The organism is Paraburkholderia sp. CNPSo 3272, assembly GCF_024206495.1.
Classification (GTDB): domain Bacteria; phylum Pseudomonadota; class Gammaproteobacteria; order Burkholderiales; family Burkholderiaceae; genus Paraburkholderia.
The window spans coordinates 191,267-209,744 of sequence record NZ_JAMBPQ010000009.1 but is presented as its reverse complement, the minus strand read 5'-3'; the positions used below and the strand labels follow the sequence as shown (position 1 = coordinate 209,744).

The following is an 18,478-nucleotide window of genomic DNA, read 5'->3' as shown; positions in this document are numbered from 1 at the left end:
CTCGCGCGTAAGCCGCAGTATGGAGGACAGGTTTCGGGATATCCAGCGATTGCCGCCTGCGTTCATAACACTTAAGGATTTTTAGCGAATGCAGGCGTTGTCGTAATGATTGAGCAAGGCGGCTCAATCATTAGCGTAGTGTTGGGGAAAATCGCCGGCGTGCTGAAATGTGGGGCAGACTAATTCAGAACCCGCTGAACCCGCCGTTAATGCGAGTACAGCTTGCTGTTCGAGTGGCGCAGTGATCGAATGTTCGCGCAATCCGGTGCAAGGGCGCTCGAAAGCGGGCTTTGCGGCGCAAGGGGAACGCGCTTCCCGGACTCGGCCATCCGCTCGGCAGCGTAGGCGCGAACGATGGGAAAGAGCGAGTAGAGCCGGTTCGCCCCTTCGGAGTGCAAAGTCAGCAGCGACTTTGCGGCGAGCCCGTGTACGCATTCCAAAGCCGTGTCGCGCTGAATGCCGTCGACAGCGGCGACTTTGCAGGCGCTGGCCAGGTCGAATGGCGCCTCGAAAGCGGCCAGACGATGCAGCACCGCGCGTTCGGCTGCGCCAAGCTGGAGATAGCTCCATTCGATCGAAGCGCGCAGGGTGCGCTGGCGAGGATGCGCGGTTCGCGACCCGCCGGCGAGACCCAAAGCAGAACCCTGTAGCTCATGCGCGAGCGCCTGTGCGCCCAGCAACGCGGCGCGCGCAACCGCGAGTTCGAGCGCGAGCGGCAGGCCGCTCAGGCGCCGGCAAACATCGGCGATTGCCGCGAGTGTTTGCGGGTTTTGCGGAAATTCGGTTCCCGTGGCTCTCGCGCGATCGAAGAACATCGTAACGGCACCGCTGGCGAGAATGGCCGCTTCGTCCGCACCTTCATGGGGCAGTGAAAGCGGCGGTACCGTGTGAAGGTATTCGCCCTTTGCGCGCAGCGGCTCGCGGCTGGTCGCGAGCAGCACCGCGTTGCGGTTCGCGGCGAGAATGCACTCGCATAGTGCGGCGACGCTCTCCACTTCACGCTCGCAATTGTCCAGCACGAGCACGATGCGCCGATCGCCAATTTCGCCCGCGATTTCCGCAATCCCGGCGCTGCCGTCGCGAAGTTCCTGCAACAGCATAGGCAGTCGTTCCGCATAGCAGGAACAGCGATCGATATGGTCGGCGAAATCGACGTGGCAAAAAGCGGCGCGATTGTCCTCGGCCCACGCTTTCGCCACGGTGAGGGCAAGCCGCGTTTTACCCACGCCGCCGGGCCCGGTGACCGTGATGAGCGATTCGTGCCGAAGCCGTTCGTACAGTCGGCGCGCCTGATCTTCACGGCCGGCGAGCGCCCATGCGCGCTGGCGGTTGTCGCTATCCTGCTTCAGCACGGCCGCACCCTCAACGGTGCTCGACGCGCTTGATGGCTGCGACGAAGGGCGCACGAGCCGATAGCCTCGCCCCGAGACAGTGCGAATCCATCCTTCGCCAAGCAGCTTGCGCAGCGCCGAAATATGGACCTGAATATTATTTTCGACAACGAAGGTCGTGGGCCAGACGAGCCGCAAGATCTCGTCTTTGGTCACGATGGCGCCTTCGGCGCGAATGAGCAATTCGAGAATGTCGAACGCCCGTGCGCCCAGCGCCAACGGCTGTCCATCGAGATATACCTGACGCCCCCCGAGGGAGACCGAAACTCGACCGAAAACGTACATGTTCTGCCTCCCTTCTTTAATGTTGAATGGCGCGTCGACAAAATGAACGGCGCAATGGAGTGCTCAAGTGTAAACGCGCTTCATTGCAATTTGTAGCGTGTTTCCTTCTAAATGGATAATCTCTCGACAAATCGAATGAATGCGCGAACTTTGCGCGAAAGGCGCCGGTTGGGAAGGTAGGTCGCGTAGACGAATGCCTCGCCCGAGTCGGCCGTGATCTCGCTGTCCTCGAACAGCCTCACGAGGCGACCGGCCGCGACGTCGGGCGCGACGAGCCATTTCGGCAGCAAGGCCACGCCCTGGCCGCCAACCGCGGCGCCCGCGATTCGAGGTGGATGTCCGACACCCGCTGAGCGGGCAATCAAAGCCCCCGCTGGGGCCTGCGCGGCACGGAGGACCTGGGCGGCGGCAATAGCGCCGTATTCGTGCTTTGTCCGCACGCAAGCACCAGCCAACGAAGCAGTCGCCCGTTTGCGTTTGCTGCGCGAAGAATTCCGCGAGCGGTTGTCCGGCGCTTCAGGACCGTATGATCGACAATGCTTTAGTCGTTGGTCGACGTCGATGAACTTCATCGGCAACGGACCCAGGCTGCCGGCCGGTGTCTTGAAGGTGAACGAGTGCCCGTCGCACACGAAACTGCCGCCGTATTCGAGCCTTCCTTACCCACGAGGTCGCAGTACGATTCGGGGTAATAGTGCGGTGATGGGCGCCGCCACGGCTGGCGCCGCCTGCGCGGGTTTGGCGCTCACGCCGAGTGCGGCTCCCCCGGCAACCGCGCCCAGTGCGCCGAGCAAACGGCGGCGAGCCGGGGAAATACAGCACGTGCAATCCATACGCTGTCTCATTCTGTTTTTATGTTGAGAGTGTCTTGAGAGGCTTACGCACCATGCGTGGCGCCCATTTCACATCTGACGGTTTGCGAATCGAACAGCATGCGCTCGCGTTGCGCGCGCGCTGAACGGTCGGTGACCGAAAAAAGCCACGTGCCCGCGAAAGCGCAGATCATCGAGAAGAGCGCGGGATATTCGTACGGATAAGCCGCGTGAGCGTGGCCGAGCACCTGCACCCACACCGTTGGGCTGAGCACGGTCAGCGCCACGGCTACGGCGAGTCCAATCGTGCCGCCCGCCACGGCGCCGCGCGTGGTCATGCCACGCCAGTAAATCGACAACAGCAGCACCGGGAAATTCGAGCTTGCGGCAATCGAAAACGTCAGGCTGACGATGAACGCGATATTCTGCTTTTCGAAAGCGAGCCCGAGCAGAATGGCAAGTACGCCCAGAACGAGGGTGGTGATGCGCGAGACGCGCATTTCGTCGCGCTCGGAAGCCTTGCCACGGCGCAGCACGTTCGCGTAGAGGTCATGCGAGATCGCGGAGGACCCCGCGAGCGTGAGACCCGCCACGACGGCAAGAATGGTCGAGAACGCAACGGCGCAGATAAAGCCCAGAAAGACGTTGCCGCCCACCGCGTGCGCGAGATGAATCGCGACCATATTGACGCCGCCGATCACCGCGCCCGAAGGCGTGTGATAGCTTGGGTCCGTCGCCACGAGCGCAATCGTGCCAAAGCCGATCACGATGATGAGGGCGTAGCCAATGCCGACGATGCCCGTAGCGTAAAGAATGCTCGTGCGCGCAGCCTTGACGTCGCGGACCGTGAAAAAGCGCATCAGGATATGCGGCAAACCCGCGGTGCCGAATATGAGCGCGAGGCCCAGCGACACGGCCGAAACCGGATCGGAGACCAGGCCGCCCGGCCGCATGATCGCGTCATGCGCCGGATGCACGGCAACCGCCTGGGCAAAAAGCGCATTGAGGCTGAAGCCAAAGCGCGCGAGCACCATGAACGCCATGAACGCCGCGCCCGCGACCAACAGCACCGCCTTGATGATCTGGATCCACGTGGTGGCGAGCATGCCGCCGAAGAACACATAAACGACCATCAGCACGCCCACCATCACGACGGCCACGCTGTAGTGCAGGCCGAACAGTAGTTCGATCAGCTTGCCCGCGCCCACCATCTGCGAGACGAGATAAAGCAGCACGATGACGATGGAACTGGACGCCGCGAACGCACGGATCGGGCGCTGCGCGAGGCGCCATGACACGACGTCCGCGAGCGTGTATTTGCCGAGGTTGCGCAGCGGCTCCGCGATCAGGAACAGAATAATCGGCCAGCTTGCGAGAAAGCCGATCGAGTAGATCAAGCCGTCGTAGCCGCTCGTAAACACCAGCGCGGAGATCCCGAGCAGCGAAGCGGCCGACATGTAGTCGCCCGCAATGGCCCAGCCGTTCTGGAGCGCGGTGATCTTGCCGCCCGCCGCATAATGGTCCGATACGCTGTTGTTCCTGCGCGCCGCCCATTTGGTGATGAAGAGTGTGGAGGCGACGAAAATAAGGAACATGCCGATGGCGAGGGTATTGTGGCCTTGCGCGATGGACGAGGCCGGCGCGGCTTGCGCCGCGACGGGCAGGGCCGCCAGCGTATAACACAGGAGGAGTGCCAGGCGTTTCATGACTTCTCTCCTTTGGCGCAGGCTTCGACCATCGCGTCGTGTACGCCGTTGGCACGTGCGACATAGATGGCCACGAGCGCGAACGTGAACACGAACATGCCAAAGCCGACCGGGAACCCCCAGGTCATCGGCTCGCCTTGCGTGATTGGCATGCCGAGCCATTTCGCGTTGAACGCGAGCGACAGGATGAACGCGAAATAAGCGCTGAGCATCAAGGCGGTGAGTCCCCATGAGAAGGCCCGGCGCTTTTTCACGAGCGCGGCGAAGCGGGGATTGCCGATCAGTGTTTGCGGGGGATCGGCGGGCAGCGCCGCCTCTTCGGGCCCGTATGCGCCGTGAGAGGAAAGAGTGTGTTCCACGTTGTCTCCGTATATGTCGTGTTTGGCTCGCGCGGCGTCGCGTTGGTCGTACATCGCCGTTGTGCGCCGTGCGTGTGTCGTCAAGCCGCCCAGGGAACGGCCGTCTCGCGCATCACCGCCTCGGGCGTGCGGTAACGTTCGGCCATCTCGCGCTCGGACTCATCCTTGAGCTGCGCCTGCATGTACGCGCCCAGGTGGCGCGCATGCTGAACGATGGCGGCCCCGAATTCCGTGCGAACGGCGCTATAGGCTTCCAGCGCAGCGCGCACGTCGGCGCCTTCGCGCAACGCCTTGACGAGTTCCATCGCATCGCCCGCGGCCTTGGTCACGCCCATTCCGCAGTGCGGGCGCGCCACGAACGCGGCGTCGCCGAGCAGGGCGACGCGGCCAAAGGCCATGCGCGGCACTTCGAGATCGAAGATAGGCTGAAAGAGCGGCTGCGCGGCTTTCGTCACGATCTCGGCGAACTGCGGCGCGAGCAGCGCAGGCGCGGCGTCTTCCATGTCGGCCAGCACGTCGTCGCGAATCAGCGTGGGCGGGATGCCGCCTTCCCAGCGCTTGCCCGACGCGTCGGTGAGCATGTCGCGAAGCGCTATCTGCTCGTCGGTCGCGCGGTACCAGACGAAGTTGTAGCGCCGCTCGCCGGGCCGGGTGCTGTTGGCGTGGCCGGCCACGGGGTAGCCGAGAATCTGTTCGCGCGGGGGCAGGCAGAACGCGAACTTGTCGAAGAGCGCCGCGTGCGTGGGCGCGGAAATGGCCGCTTCATCGACCAGACCGCGCCATGCGACATAGCCCGCGTACTGCAAGGCCACGCGCGGCAAAAACTGCTCGCGAATTGCCGAGCGCAGGCCGTCCGCCGCGATCACGAGGTCTGCCGTGTGCGTCGCGCCGTCTGCCAGCGTGACGGTGGCGCGCTCGGCGTCCTCGTCCACGCGCACGACCGACACGCCGGGGCAATAGTGAGCGTCGTGGATCGAGCCGCGCAGCACGCTATACATTTTTCCCCATGCAGTGAGCACCTGAGGCATTGCGCAGGCGGAAATCAATTCGCCATCCTGATCGAATGTGGCGCGCTTGTCGACGCTCACGCCGATCGTGTCGTCAAAGCGGATGTCCGCCGCACTCAGCGCCGCGAACAGCTCCGGGTGCGTGACGATGCCCGCGCCGCGTCCCGTGAGCGCTTCCGGCACGCGTTCGAAAATCTTTACCGCCCAGCCGTCACGTGCGAGCAGGTTGGCGGCGAACAAGCCGCCAAGCGAGCCACCCACCACGATCGCGGTGCCCTTCGTAGTTTTGCCGTTCATCTCAGTTCCCTGCCTTTGCCAGATCGCTTGTTTCGTTCAATGCTGCCAACGCTTTCGCCTCGCCTTGTTCGACTTCAGCGGCGGGGAAGTTCAGTTCGATGGTGACGCCCGAGGGGTCTTCCACGAAGATCTGATGCAGGCCGAGGCTCGGCACCGTGCGGTCGCGCCATTCGAGCCCTTCGGCGCGCAGCGTTTCCCACATTGCCTGCACGCCGGTTGCAAGAAATGCGATGTGATCGACGGTTCCTGTGCCGCTTTCCACCGGGGCCTTGTCGCCCAGGTACGCGGCCAGTCCCTCGGGGTTGTCCGCGTCCACGCCGATGATGTGGACGATGCCGTAGTCGGCTTCGTCGCCGCCCCGGTATAGCCACGCGCCGGGAAAGTCGAAGGGCGGGCGGTAGCCGCGCTTGAAGCCGAGCACACGTTCGTAGAACCGGCACGAACGTTCGAGATCGGTCGCGCGGATCGAGTAGTGGGCGAGCCGGGAAATCGGCATGAGACGCTCCTCGTAATTTATCGATCGATAACTGATCGGTTGATAAATTGTAGGGAAGAACTCGCCCGATTACCAAGCGCAAACGCGCGGGTGTTTACCCTGGAGCGGGCATGCGCTCCTGGGGGCATATCGCTCGAATCAGGCGAGGCTCAGAGCATCGTGAGGGCGCAGCAGGGCGGCTCCGCGCCAGTGCGGTGCGCCCGCGCGTTCGTACTGCGGCGGGTATTGAATCGCGTCGAGCGCATCGAGGCGTTCGGCGGCGTGCCAGACCCAGCGCGGGTCGTCCAGAAACGCGCGGCCAATGGCGACGATATCGGCCTGGCCTTCGGCGATGATGGCTTCGGCCTGATGCGGATCGACGATCATGCCGACGGTTCGCGTGACGATGCCGCTGGCGGCCTTCACGTGCTCAGCGAGCGGCACCTGATAGCCCGGCGTAACCTTGATCGAGGCGTGCGCCACGCCGCCCGACGTCACGCACACGTAGCTCACGCCGCGCGCCTTCAGGGCCGTGGCCAGCGTCGCCGCTTCTTCCACCGTGATCCCGCCGGGCAGCCAGTCCGTGCCGGTGATGCGAAAGCCGAGCGCCACGTGGTCGGGCAGCGCGGCGGCCACGGCATCGGCAACCTCCAGCGCGAAGCGCATGCGGTTTTCGAGGCTGCCGCCGTATTCGTCGTCGCGCTGGTTCGCAAGCGGCGAAAGGAACTGGTGCAGGAGGTAGCCGTGTGCGGCGTGGATCTCGACGATGTCGAAGCCGAGGCGCACGGCATGCCGCGCCGATTCGACGAAGTGTTCACGAACCCGGGCGATGTCGCTCGTTGTCATGGCGCGCGGCGTGTGCCAGTCCGCGGCGAAAGGAATGGCGGAAGGGGCTTCGGTCGTCCACGGCTGCTCGTTCTCGCCGAGCGCGCCGCGGCCTTCCCACGGCCGTTGCGCCGACGCCTTGCGTCCCGCATGGCCAAGCTGGATGCCCCATCGCGCGCCTTGCGGCGCGACCGCGAGCGCCGATGCCATGACGCGGGCAAGCGCCGCTTCCGTTGCGTCGTCATAGAGTCCGAGGCAGCCGTGTGTGATGCGCGCGCGCGGCTCGATGGCGGTCGCCTCCAGCATGATCAGTCCCGCGTCTGAAATCCCGAGCTGCATGAGATTCATGAGGTGCCAGTCGTTTGCTTCGCCGTTCGTGGCGCTGTACTGGCACATGGGTGAAACGGCAATGCGGTTGGACAGGCGGACCGGGCCGACATCGACGGGGGAGAAAAGCGTGCTGGACATGGCGATCCCTTTGCGTAGTGTGTGACGGTACGGGATTCGCGCTCTCGCGAATCCCGTACCGAAACCTTACGCGGCGAGCGCCACGCTGAGAATCACGGCAAAGTGGAAAGCGGCGTTGCGTGCAGCGCAATATGGGCTAGATACCGCAACTGCTCGCGCTTTGATTCGCCGCCTCTGCCTTGCCGTAGCGCACCCGCATGTGCGCGGGCACGAGCACGCCGTTTTTCGCGGCGGTCAGCTCCGCGAGTATCGATATGGCGATCTCGGGCGGCGTGCGGCTGCCGATATGCAGGCCGGCGGGGCCGCTCATCCGGGCGATCTGCTCGTCGTCGAGATCGAACTCGCGCAGGCGGATGCGCCGGGCGTCGTTGTTGCGCCGCGAGCCCAGCGCGCCGATATAGAACGCGGGCGTCCTGAGCGCCTCCATCAGCGCGAGATCGTCGAGCTTTGGATCGTGTGTGAGCGCAACGACCGCGCTACGCTCATCGAGCCGCATGGCGGTCACCGCGTCGTCGGGCATGTCGCGCACGAGCTTCGCTTCGGGCACGTCCCACGTATCGGCGTATTCGTCGCGCGGGTCGCATACGGTCACGTGGTAGTCGAGTCCGACGGCCATGCGCGCGAAGTATTGCGAGAGCTGGCCGCCGCCGATGACGAGCAGGCGGTAGCGCGGGCCGAGCACCGTGTGCAGGCGCTCGCCGTCAAAACGCAGCCCCTCCGTCGCGAATGCGGGGCCCATGCGTACGGCCCCCGTGGCGAGATCGAGCGTGCGGGTCAGGAGCCGCCCGGCCTGCAGGGAATCGAGTAGCTGCGGCAACTGGCTCGCAACGCCCAGGGTTTCGAGCACGAGTTCGAGGGTGCCGCCGCATGGCAGACCGAAACGGTGGGCTTCGTCGGCGGTGATGCCGTAGCGCACCACGCGCGGCGCTCCCGCCGCGATTCCCGAGGCGCGCACCTGCGCAATCAGGTCGTCTTCGATACAGCCGCCCGACACGGAACCGGCCGCGAGCCCGTCGTCGCGGATCGCCAGCATCGAGCCCGGCGCCCGCGGCGACGAGCCCCACGTCTTGACGACCGTGACCAGCAAAACCCTGCGATGCTCGCCGAGCCACCGGGCCGCCGTTTTCACTACCTCCATGTTCACGCTGTCCATACGATCCTGCCGGATGATGAGGGCGCGATTCGCACGGGGCACGCGCGACATCGCGGGTTGTTTGCGAAGTGGAACGTGTAGCTTAAGGAGGGCGCGGCGACGCGGAATCTACGGGCAATGCAATCCCGCGTTTCGGATCGCGCAACAACATGCGAAGTAAGTGCGTCAACGCGGGCGTCACTCGCGTGAAGCGCGATGACGAACGCCAGCGTCAGGACGCCGTTTTCGTCTGTTTCGCGCGGGGCAACTTTGCCGCGGGCGCGTGCCGCAGATGCTTGAGCGCTGCCGGAACGCCGTTGAGGAAGGCATCGATCTGCAAGGCAATCTGGGCTTCGAGGTCGTCGGGAACCGGCAGCCCGTAAATCCATTTGCGCACGCCGATATAGAAAATGCTGGCGTGCAGGCTCCAGATCAGTTCGAGATCGGCCGCGCGTTGCTGCGCGCTGTTCGCGGGCTCGACGCCGTAAGCCTCGCGAATCTCGTTCATCACGGGAACGAACACGCGCTCGCGCAGGCGCGCGAGGTATTTCGAGTTGATGCCTTCCTTGGTCAGCCCCGCGAAGATGAAAATACGGATCCACTCGCGGCGCAGGATGATGCGGGAATAGCCGTGATAAAACGTGACCATGCGCTCCTGAATGGGAATCGTGCGGTCGAGAATCAGCTTTTCCCACGACGAGTCCCATTGGTAGACCTCGTCGTACACGCGGTCGATGAGCGCTTCCTTGCTTGGGAAATAGCGGTAGAGCAGGGGTTGCGTGACCCCGAGCTGACGCGCCAGTTCGCGCGTGCTGCCCGAAAAGCCGTGCGTGGCGAAGTGGTCGACAGCCTTGAGCAGGATCTGCCGCTCGCGCACTTCGGGCGCGAGGCGGCGCGCCGTGGCCGGTTGCGCTTGCGGCGTCGCGGCTTCCTCCGTTTTCTTTCGCGGCATGCTGGATCACCACTGGTTGCGTCGTGGGGATCATACAAAGATTGTCCGCCGATGGCTAGCAGGCGCCATGCCTCGCCCTCCGGTACCCATGTGAGAGCGCGCTCATGAAAGACGCTGCCCCTGCAACGCCGGAATGCCCGCGTAGAGCGCCGAGAGCCATTCGATGAACACCTTCAGCTTCGGTGGCATGTGGCGATTGGGCGGATACACCACGGAAACCGGCCGTGGCGGCGTGTTGAAGTCGGCCAGCACTTCCTGCAACCGGCCGGCGCGAATGGCGGGCTCCACGAGGTAGAGCGACGTTTTGACGAGGCCGAGACCGGCGAGCGCGCACTCGACCTGCGCGTCGGCGTCGCTCACTGCTATCGCTCCGCGCATGGGCACCGTGCGCCGCGCGCCGTCCACCGAATATTCCCAGGGGCGCGGGCGCCCCGTGTCCGCCGATACGTAGGTGACGGCGCTGTGATGCGTGAGGTCGTCCACGTTCTCGGGCGTGCCGTGCCGCTCCAGGTAGGCGGGCGTCGCGCAGGTACAGGTGGACATGCTGCCTATGCGTCTTGCCACCATGGCGGAGTCCGGTAATTCGCCCACGCGCACGACGCAATCCACGCCTTCGCCCACGAGGTCCACCTGGCGGTCGGTGACCGCCAGGTCGATCGAGATATCGGCAAAGCGGTCGACGAACTCGGGCAGAGCGGGAATCACGACGCGTTTGGCCATGGCCGTCGGCATGTTGACCCGCAGCTTGCCTTTGGGCGCGACACGCGCGCGTGACAGCGAGGCCTCCATGTCGTCGATCTCGCCCAGTACCGCAACGCAGCGCTGATAGTAGGTGCTGCCGTCTTCCGTTGGCGACACACGGCGCGTGGTGCGGTTGAGCAGCTTGCAGCGCAAGTGCTGCTCCAGTTGCCGCAGGAGCGCGGAAACGCGCGGCGTAGTGAGCCCCGTGAGTTCGGCCGCGCGGGTGAAGCTGCCGGTTTCGACGATGCGTGCGAACACGCGCATCGACAATAGCGTATCCATGGTCGTTCACACCTCGATGAGCTTGCGCAGCGAGTCGCCGGCCAGCGGCATGTCGCGAACGCGCTTGCCGCTCGCGTCGAACAGCGCGTTGCCGAGCGCGCCGGCGGTCGGTCCCATGGCCGCTTCGGCCGCGCCGAGAAAGGGGGCGCCGGGGCGGTCGATCAAGTGCACGTTGATCTGTTTCGGTACCGACGAGTAGCGCAGGATGGGGTACGTGCCCCAGTCGAAGCTGCGAATGCGCTGTGTGTCGAATTGCAGGGACTCGTGCAGTGTCCAGCTCGCAGACTGGATGATGCCGCCCTCGATCTGGTTGCGGATGCCATCGGGATTGACGATCTGCCCGCAATCGACCGCCGCTTCCGCGTGTTCGAGCGTCACCTGGCCCGTCTCCGGCTCGATCGAGATTTCAACGGCAACGGCCACGTACCCCATGAGGTTCTTGTACTTGGCGAATCCGAAGCCCACGCCATGATTGCGGGCGCGCGGCGCGCGCGGCCAGCCGAAATGTTTCGCGGCGAGCTTGATGACATCCTTCGCGCGCTCGTCGTCGAGATGCCGCAAGCGGAACTCGACGGGATCGAGGCCGGCCATATGGGCGAGGTCGTCCATCGTGCTTTCGATGGAGAACACGTTCATGTGCGCACCGAGCGATCGCATGGCCGAGGTTTGCAGCGGCATGGTCGGCGAGAAGTTGTTCATCACGTAGATGTTCGGCAACACGTAAAGCGGAATGCCGTTGCGGTCGCCGCCGCCTTCGGGTTGCAGCATCGGGGTGGAGGGCGCGGAGACGAATGGCTTTTCCAGCATGCGCGCGGGCAGCAGACGCCCCGCGTTGACGATGCGCTCGTTGTGCGAGCTGCTCCACAGCGCGTAGTTCCAGTCGACAATGCGGCCGTTCGCGTCGATCGCGGCTTTCACCTCCGTCACCATGGCGGGTGTGTAGTGGTCCCAGGTATGTTCCTGTTCGCGCATCCATTGCACGCGAACCGGATGGCCCGGCATGGCCGCGGCGATCAGTGCCGCATGGGCGGCCACGTCGTCGGCGCCGTTGTGGCCATAGCAGCCCGAGCCTTCCACGTGTACGCAGCGCACCTGCATCTTGGGCAGCGAGAGCATTTCGGCGAGCGCCTCTCGCAGTGGATACACCCCTTGCGAATGCGTCCAGACGGTCATCTGCGTGCCGTCGAACAGGGCGACCGAGCACGACGGACCGATCGAGCCGTGCATCATGTAGCGCTTCGTGAACTGTGCGCTGAGCGTCTTGACGGCGGGCGCCATGGGCGCGTGGTGATCCGCGATCTTGATCGGCTCCGTCGAGATGACTTTCAGGTCGCGATGCACCGTGTGCGGATCGGGCAGCGCGCGGCCATTCGTCCAGGTGCTGCCCGCGGCGAGCGCGCGTTGCGCCTTGACCGCTTGCCATTCGCCTTTCGCCACGACGGCCATCATGCTGCCGTTGCGCACGATCTTGACCACGCCCGGCATTTTCATGACCGTGGCTTCGTCATACGCCATGAGGCGTGCGTCGTAGACCGGCGGCATCACCACGCGCGCGTGCAGCATGCCCGGCAACGCCATGTCCTGAACGTAGCTCATGCCGCCGGTGACTTTCGAGGGGATATCCACGCGCGGCAGCGAGGTTCCGATCACGCGGAACGTTTTCGGGTCCTTGAGCGGCGAGGCGGGCGTGGCGCTGCGATGGAGATTGACGAGCCCGACGGCCTCGCCATAGCTCATCATTCGGCCGTCGCGCGCGCGGATCACGGCGTTGTTCGCGAAGAGCGTTGCGCTGTCCACCTTGAAGTGCTTCGCGGCGGCTTCCACAAGATGTCCGCGCACCTGGGCGGCGGCGTTGAGCAAGGCCGTCCCGCTATCCGCGATGGTGTGGCTGCCCGCGGTCAGGCCTTCGTCGGGCGACGCGCCGGTGTCGGCGGTCAGGAAGGTGATGAGCGCGGGCGCCATGTTCAGTTCTTCCGACGCGACCTGGAGCAGCGCCGTGCGCACGCCAGTGCCGAGTTCGACCTTGCCCGTGAATACGGTGACGTTGCCTTCGGGCGTGATCTTGATCCACGCGTCGAGCATCGGGTTGGTCTTGAGACTGCCCGCGAGCGCCTGGGTCTCCTTCGAGACATGCACCGCCGCGCCTTCGTCGGCGATCACCTCCTGGGCGAACACCTTTGCGCCCGGCGCCATGCTGAAGGCAACGAACAGCGCGCCCGAAATCATGAAGTGGCGGCGGCCTTCGTCGACGAAATCGTCCTGGTGGCTCATCGTTGCGCCTTCGTTTCGGTGTGGGGTTGAGCGATGCCTGCAACTTCGCGCACGGCTGCGAGAATGCGCATGTGCGTGCCGCAGCGGCAGAGATTCGGCTCCATGTGATCGCGCAGTTCCTGCTCGCCTGGGTGCGGGTTCTTGTCGAGCAGCGCCTGGGCGCGCATGATCATGCCCGCGATGCAATAGCCGCATTGCGCCGCCTGGTGCTTGATGAAGGCGTTCTGCAAGGCTCCGGGATGCGCGGCGCTGCCCAGTCCTTCGAGTGTGCGTACGGGGCGCGCGCCAATCGCGCTCACCGGCACGAGGCAGGAGAACGTGGCCTCGCCGTCGACGATCACCGTGCACGCGCCGCATTGACCCAGGCCGCAGCCGAACTTCGCGCCGTGCAGCTCGAGATCGTTTCGCAGTGCATACAACAGCGGTGTGGACGGATCGATATCGAGCGTGTGCGGGACGCCGTTGACATTCAGGGTAATCATCGCGCACTGTCCTCCTTTTTGAGCTTGGCGACGAGCGGGGTGGCGTCGGGCCACGCGGGTTTCGCGGACCACGTTGCGCGCACGTAAGCGAGGAGATCGGCAACCTGCCGGTCGTCATAAACGCCGCTGAATGCGGGCATGTAGTTCATCGCGTCCTCGCCGTGCCAGTTGATGCCGTTCAGGATCATCTGGATCGCGTTGCGCGGCGTGTCGGCGTTGACGGCCGTGCTGAAGGCGAGCGTGGGGCGTTCGCCGATCGTCTGCATGGGCGAGCCGTTGCCGTGGCACTGCGCGCAGGATGCGGCGAACAGCACCGCACCGCGTTGCTCGGCCGGTATAGCCTCATGCGAGGTGCTCGTCGCGACCGTTGGCGACGGATGCGGCGGCTCGCCCTTTTGCAGCGACAGGATGTACCTGGCGATCGCCTCGACGTCCGACTGCGGCACGGTTGCGAGGTCGCGCGTGACGGGCAGCATCGGGCCCGCGGCCGCGCCATGCTCGGAGGCGCGGCCAGTGCGCAGGTACGTGACGAGCTGCTCGCGCGTCCACGGCCTTGATGCGCCGTAGAGCGCGTTGAGGGGAGGCGCTTCCCAGCCGTCGACAATGCCGCCGTCGAACGCCTGCCCCGACTTTTCTCCGCCAATGGCGTTGAGCGGCGAGTGACACGACGCGCAGTGGCCGAGCCCGTCCACCAGCAGCTTGCCGCGGTTCCATTGCGCGCCTGGCTCCGGGTCCGGCTGGAGCGGGCCGGGGTGTAGGAACAGCACATTCCAGAAGGCCACGAGCGGGCGGAAGTTCAGCGGAAAGATGAGTGCGTTCGCGGGCGCGGTGGCCTGCACCGGCTCGCGGCTCATCAGGTAGGCGTAGGCCGCCGAAACATCATGGTCGGTCATGTGCGTGAAGTGCACGTACGGAAAGGCGGGATAAAGCTGGTGCCCGTCGCGCGCGATGCCGTGGCGCAGGGCGCGGGCGAACGCCGCCTCCGACCAGTTGCCGATGCCCGTTTGCGGGTCGGGCGTGATGTTCGTCGCGTAGATCGTGCCGAACGGCGTGGCGAGCGGCAGGCCGCCCGCGAACGGCTTGCCGTTCTTCGCGGTGTGGCACACCACGCAGTCGCCCAGGGCGACCACGCGCACACCTTCCTGCTTGAGCTGGGCGTCGAAGCTGTCGGGGGACGGGGGCGTGATGGGCGCGATGGCAGGCTCGTACATGATGGCGCCCGCCACCGCCAGCCCCACGACCGCGAGCGCGCCAACGGCCAGCGCAATGCGTTTGCGATTCATGCTATCTCCTCGTTGCCTCGTTCATGAGCGCTTTGGGGGAAGGCTTCACGAGGAGAGGGCGTCCGCCGCAGCCGGTTCGCCGGAGGGGGCGCCATGCGGCGGGTAATCGACATAGCCGACGTTGTCCCCGCCATACCAGCCCACGGGGCGCGGCGCGGCCAGTTCGACGTTCGCGGCGATGCGCTCGACGAGGTCCGGGTTCGCGATATACGCGCGGCCGAACGCGACGAGATCCGCGTCGCCCGTGGCGATCAGGCGATCGGCCGCCGCAGGCGTGATGGAGCCGTTGAGCATCAGCGTGCCCTGGAACGCGGGGCGCAGGGTCCCGATCATGCGGGGCAAGTCGGGTTGGCCGCTCCAGCCGTTCGTGTCGGCCGCATGCAGATACGCAATGCCCGCTTCGTCGAGCATCCGCGCGACGTAGGCGTAGGTGCCATCGGGGTTCGCGTCGCGCACGTTGTTGTAGCCCGCGTACGGCGAAACGCGCACGCCCACTTTCGCGAGCGGCATGACTTCGCCCACGGCCTTGACGACTTCGGCGAGAAAGCGCGCGCGGTTGGCGAGCGAGCCGCCAAATTGGTCGTCGCGCGTATTCGTTGTCGACGAGAGGAACTGATGCAGCAGATAGCCGTTGGCGGCGTGGATTTCGACGCCATCGAAACCGGCGGCGAGCGCATTGACGGCGGCGCGCTTGTACTCGGCGATGGCCTGGATGACTTCGTCGGTCGTCATGGCGCGCGAGGGCGTGGCGTGGATCTTCGTGTAGTAGCCGTTTTGCAGTTGGCCCCACACCTGCAGTTGTTCGAGGTCGTCGTTGAGCCCCGAGGGCGAGAGCGGCTGATTGCCGTCGAGCAGCGCCATCGAACTGACCCGGCCGCTATGCCAGAGTTGCGTGAAGAGGCGGCCGTGCTTCGCGTGAACCGCTTCGGTCACGGGCTTCCAGGCCTCAACCTGGGCATCAGTCACGAGGCCCGGCGCGAGTTCGAACGCGGCGGAGTGCGGGCTGACGTTCGTCGCCTCGCTGATCAAGAGGCCCGCCGACGCGCGCTGCGCGTAATACCGAGCCATCAGCGCGGTGGCTTCGCCGCGATGCGGCGCGCGGGCGCGCGTCATGGGCGCCATGGCGACGCGGTTGGGCAGCGCGAGGCCGGACAGATCGTAAGGAGTAAGCAAGGACGACATGGCGAGTTTCCTATGAGGCACGTTCTCGAAATTGAACTGCGGGTACGAACTGCGCGTTCTATCGGCTGCTGCGCACGTGGGCGCGTCCGACAAACAGAAAGTGGACGAACGCGATGAGCGGGAAAACCAGGGCAACGCTGGCAACGAGCGTCCATCCGCCGCGCTCGAACAGCGTGCTGGCGAGCGCCGAGCCGATCGCGCCGCCCACGAAGATGCTCGTCATGTAAAGTGCGTTGAGGCGGTTGCGGCTCGACGCATGCAGGGCATAGATCTCGCGCTGGCCGAGCACCATGTTCATTTGCACGGCGAAGTCGAGCGTGATGCCGGTGACGACGAGGCCGAACACGCCCCATGCGGGATGCACGAGCGCGGGCAGGAACGACAGCGCGGCCGTGCTCAGGGCGACGAGCGTGGCGCGCACGGAATGACCGGCGTCGGCAAGGCGTCCCGCCACCGGTGCGGAGGTGGCGCCGATCGCGCCCACGAGTGCGAACAGTGCGATCTCCGACTGCGTGAGGCCGTACTGACGCGTCAATTCGATCGGCACCGCCGTCCAGAAGAGGCTGAACGTGGCGAACATGAGGCCTTGGTAGAGCGCCCGGTGACGCAGCACGGGCAGGCTGCGCGTAAGCGCGATGAGCGAGCCGAGCAGTTCGAGGTAGGTGGCGCGATGCTCGGGACGGCGCTGCGGGATCGTGAGCGCGAGCACGGCCGTGACGAGCGCCATCAGAACCGCGGCGCCGCCGAACACCACGCGCCAGCCCAGGTGGTCGGCGACCACGCTCGCGAGCGGGCGCGAGAGCAGCACGCCGAGCAGCAGGCCGCCCATGATGGTGCCGACGATGCGTCCGCGCGAGTGGTCGGGCGCGAGGTGCGCCGCGAGCGGAATCAGGATCTGCACGGCGACGGAGCTGAAGCCGATCAGAAACGAGAGCACGAGAAACCAGCTCGCCGAATGCACGACCGAGGCCGCCGCGAGGCTCGCGATCGAGACCAGTGCGGTCGCGATCATGAGCTTGCGGTTTTCCAGCAGGTCGCCGAGCGGAACGATGAAGAACAGCCCGAGCGCATAGCCGATCTGCGTGAGCGAGACGACGAGGCTTGCGGTGTCGCCGGACATATGAAGCGAGGTGCCGATCAGCAGCGTGATCGGTTGCGCGTAGTACAGGTTCGCGACGATGGCGCCGCAGGCGAAGGCGAACAGTGCGACGAGTCCCGACGTGAGCCGGACCGTTTCGCTTTTGCCGTCGAGGGTCCGTGAGGGCGTGGACATGCTAACTCCTTGAACGATGGCCTCCCGGTCTGGCGAGGCGGGACCCCGTATTCGCCGCCGCCGACCTCTGGCGCGGATAAAGGGCAACATTTGTCAGATCGGAAGGTTAGAAGAGGCGCCAGCCCTGCGGAAGCCGGACGCCACGCAACCCCACGTTGCAAAAATCGCAATGAAAACGCGGTTTCAGGCGCAGTGTGCGCACGCCGGAAAGCCTGTGTTTGCGGCCGGCGGCCCGCTTTTCGGATTCGCACGACGCCGGTTCGGCAAGCGCTGGGTGAGCGCTTAGGGCCGCGCCGGCGGCGCGAGCGTCACCGTGCAGGTCATGCCCATGGCCAGCTTGACGCCCTCGGGCACACGGTCGAGATGAATCCGCACGGGCACGCGCTGCGCGAGGCGTACCCACGTAAAGATCGGATTGACGTCGGCGAGCAGGTCGCCGCGGCTCGTGGGGTTGTCGCGATCGGCAATGCCGCTGGCGAGGCTCTCCACGTGTCCATCGATCGGTGTGCCGCCCGAGAGCAGACGCACCTGCGCCGGGTCACCCACCCGCACCGAAGGCAGTTTCGTTTCCTCGAAATAGCCGTACACCCAAAAGGAATGCGCGTCGATCAGCGCCACGCGCGCGACGCCCGCGCTCGCGAAGTCGCCGGGGTACAGGTCGAGGTTGGTGATATAGCCGTCGGCGGGGGCGTGCGCCTCGCTGCGCGCGAGGTTGAGCACGGCCGTGCGCTGCGCAACCTGGGCCGCCTTCACCTGCGCCTGCGCCGACGCGTACGCTGCCGCCGCGCCTTCATAGGACGATTGGGATTGCAGGGCGAGCGAATCGGCGTCGGCGCGGTTTTCCTCGGAAATCGCGTCGCCAGCGAGACTTGCGCGGCGCGCGGCCTGGGCGCGCTTCATCCCGTACTCGGTCTGGGCCGCCGCCATGCGCGCCTTCGTTTCGGCGAGTTGCGCCTGGGCGCGCTGGAGGTCGGCATCGGCCTGGGCGATGGCGTACTGAAAGCGCGCCGGGTCGAGCACGAACAGCACGTCGCCCTTGTGCACGTACTGGTTGTCGCGCACGCGCACGTCGCTCACGAGACCGGACACGTCGGTTGCGATCTGCACGACCTTGGCGCGCACGCGTCCGTCGCGCGTCCAGGGCGAGAACATGTAGTCGAGCCACAGCGCTCGCACGAGCGCGATGGACACGGCGAGCAGCACGAGCGTGGTGGCGGCGCGCAGGAGGGTTCGGGTATTCATCGTGGGTCACACA

At 65.5% G+C, this 18,478-nt stretch carries 16 protein-coding genes; all 16 read right to left on the bottom strand.

The window, feature by feature from the left end; translation table 11 throughout:
- Positions 1-206: 206 nt before the first annotated feature.
- Positions 207-1,676, bottom strand: a complete 1,470-nt coding sequence (locus M3I53_RS14455) for a winged helix-turn-helix domain-containing protein (RefSeq protein WP_254316590.1) — start codon at positions 1,674-1,676, stop codon at positions 207-209.
- A gap of 107 nt (positions 1,677-1,783) precedes the next feature.
- The gene (locus tag M3I53_RS14450) at positions 1,784-2,248 is read right to left on the bottom strand and encodes a LysR substrate-binding domain-containing protein (protein ID WP_254316589.1); all 465 of its coding nucleotides are present in this window, start codon (positions 2,246-2,248) and stop codon (positions 1,784-1,786) included.
- 305 nt (positions 2,249-2,553) lie between these two features.
- Positions 2,554-4,194: a cation acetate symporter gene (locus tag M3I53_RS14445; protein ID WP_254316588.1), complete on the bottom strand. Its 1,641-nt coding sequence runs from the start codon at positions 4,192-4,194 to the stop codon at positions 2,554-2,556.
- Positions 4,191-4,553, bottom strand: a complete 363-nt coding sequence (locus tag M3I53_RS14440; RefSeq protein ID WP_254316587.1) for a DUF485 domain-containing protein — start codon at positions 4,551-4,553, stop codon at positions 4,191-4,193. Before M3I53_RS14440 ends, M3I53_RS14445 begins: the two co-directional genes overlap by 4 nt.
- A gap of 80 nt (positions 4,554-4,633) precedes the next feature.
- Positions 4,634-5,857 (bottom strand): FAD binding domain-containing protein, encoded by a 1,224-nt coding sequence (locus tag M3I53_RS14435; RefSeq protein WP_254316586.1) that lies wholly within the window; start codon positions 5,855-5,857, stop codon positions 4,634-4,636.
- Between the two features lies 1 nt (position 5,858).
- Positions 5,859-6,353: a VOC family protein gene (locus M3I53_RS14430; protein WP_254316585.1), complete on the bottom strand. Its 495-nt coding sequence runs from the start codon at positions 6,351-6,353 to the stop codon at positions 5,859-5,861.
- Between the two features lie 138 nt (positions 6,354-6,491).
- Complete coding sequence (locus M3I53_RS14425; protein WP_254316584.1) at positions 6,492-7,625, bottom strand: NADH:flavin oxidoreductase/NADH oxidase; 1,134 nt, start codon at positions 7,623-7,625, stop codon at positions 6,492-6,494.
- 136 nt (positions 7,626-7,761) lie between these two features.
- Entirely contained in the window at positions 7,762-8,778 is a 1,017-nt protein-coding gene (locus M3I53_RS14420) for an XdhC family protein (RefSeq protein WP_254316583.1), read from the bottom strand.
- Between the two features lie 211 nt (positions 8,779-8,989).
- Positions 8,990-9,709 carry a TetR/AcrR family transcriptional regulator gene (locus M3I53_RS14415; protein WP_254316582.1) on the bottom strand — a complete coding sequence of 240 codons (720 nt, stop codon included), beginning with the start codon at positions 9,707-9,709 and terminating at the stop codon, positions 8,990-8,992.
- Between the two features lie 102 nt (positions 9,710-9,811).
- Positions 9,812-10,732 (bottom strand): LysR family transcriptional regulator, encoded by a 921-nt coding sequence (locus tag M3I53_RS14410; protein WP_254316581.1) that lies wholly within the window; start codon positions 10,730-10,732, stop codon positions 9,812-9,814.
- A gap of 6 nt (positions 10,733-10,738) precedes the next feature.
- Entirely contained in the window at positions 10,739-13,003 is a 2,265-nt protein-coding gene (locus M3I53_RS14405; RefSeq protein WP_254316580.1) for a molybdopterin cofactor-binding domain-containing protein, read from the bottom strand.
- Positions 13,000-13,485, bottom strand: a complete 486-nt coding sequence (locus M3I53_RS14400) for a (2Fe-2S)-binding protein (protein ID WP_254316579.1) — start codon at positions 13,483-13,485, stop codon at positions 13,000-13,002. The genes M3I53_RS14405 and M3I53_RS14400 overlap by 4 nt, the downstream gene beginning before the upstream one ends.
- Complete coding sequence (locus M3I53_RS14395; RefSeq protein WP_254316578.1) at positions 13,482-14,768, bottom strand: c-type cytochrome; 1,287 nt, start codon at positions 14,766-14,768, stop codon at positions 13,482-13,484. The genes M3I53_RS14400 and M3I53_RS14395 overlap by 4 nt, the downstream gene beginning before the upstream one ends.
- 45 nt (positions 14,769-14,813) lie before the next feature.
- Positions 14,814-15,950: an alkene reductase gene (locus tag M3I53_RS14390; RefSeq protein ID WP_254316577.1), complete on the bottom strand. Its 1,137-nt coding sequence runs from the start codon at positions 15,948-15,950 to the stop codon at positions 14,814-14,816.
- Between the two features lie 58 nt (positions 15,951-16,008).
- Positions 16,009-17,223, bottom strand: a complete 1,215-nt coding sequence (locus M3I53_RS14385) for an MFS transporter (RefSeq protein WP_254316576.1) — start codon at positions 17,221-17,223, stop codon at positions 16,009-16,011.
- 282 nt (positions 17,224-17,505) lie between these two features.
- The gene (locus M3I53_RS14380; RefSeq protein WP_254316575.1) at positions 17,506-18,465 is read right to left on the bottom strand and encodes an HlyD family secretion protein; all 960 of its coding nucleotides are present in this window, start codon (positions 18,463-18,465) and stop codon (positions 17,506-17,508) included.
- Positions 18,466-18,478: the final 13 nt, after the last annotated feature.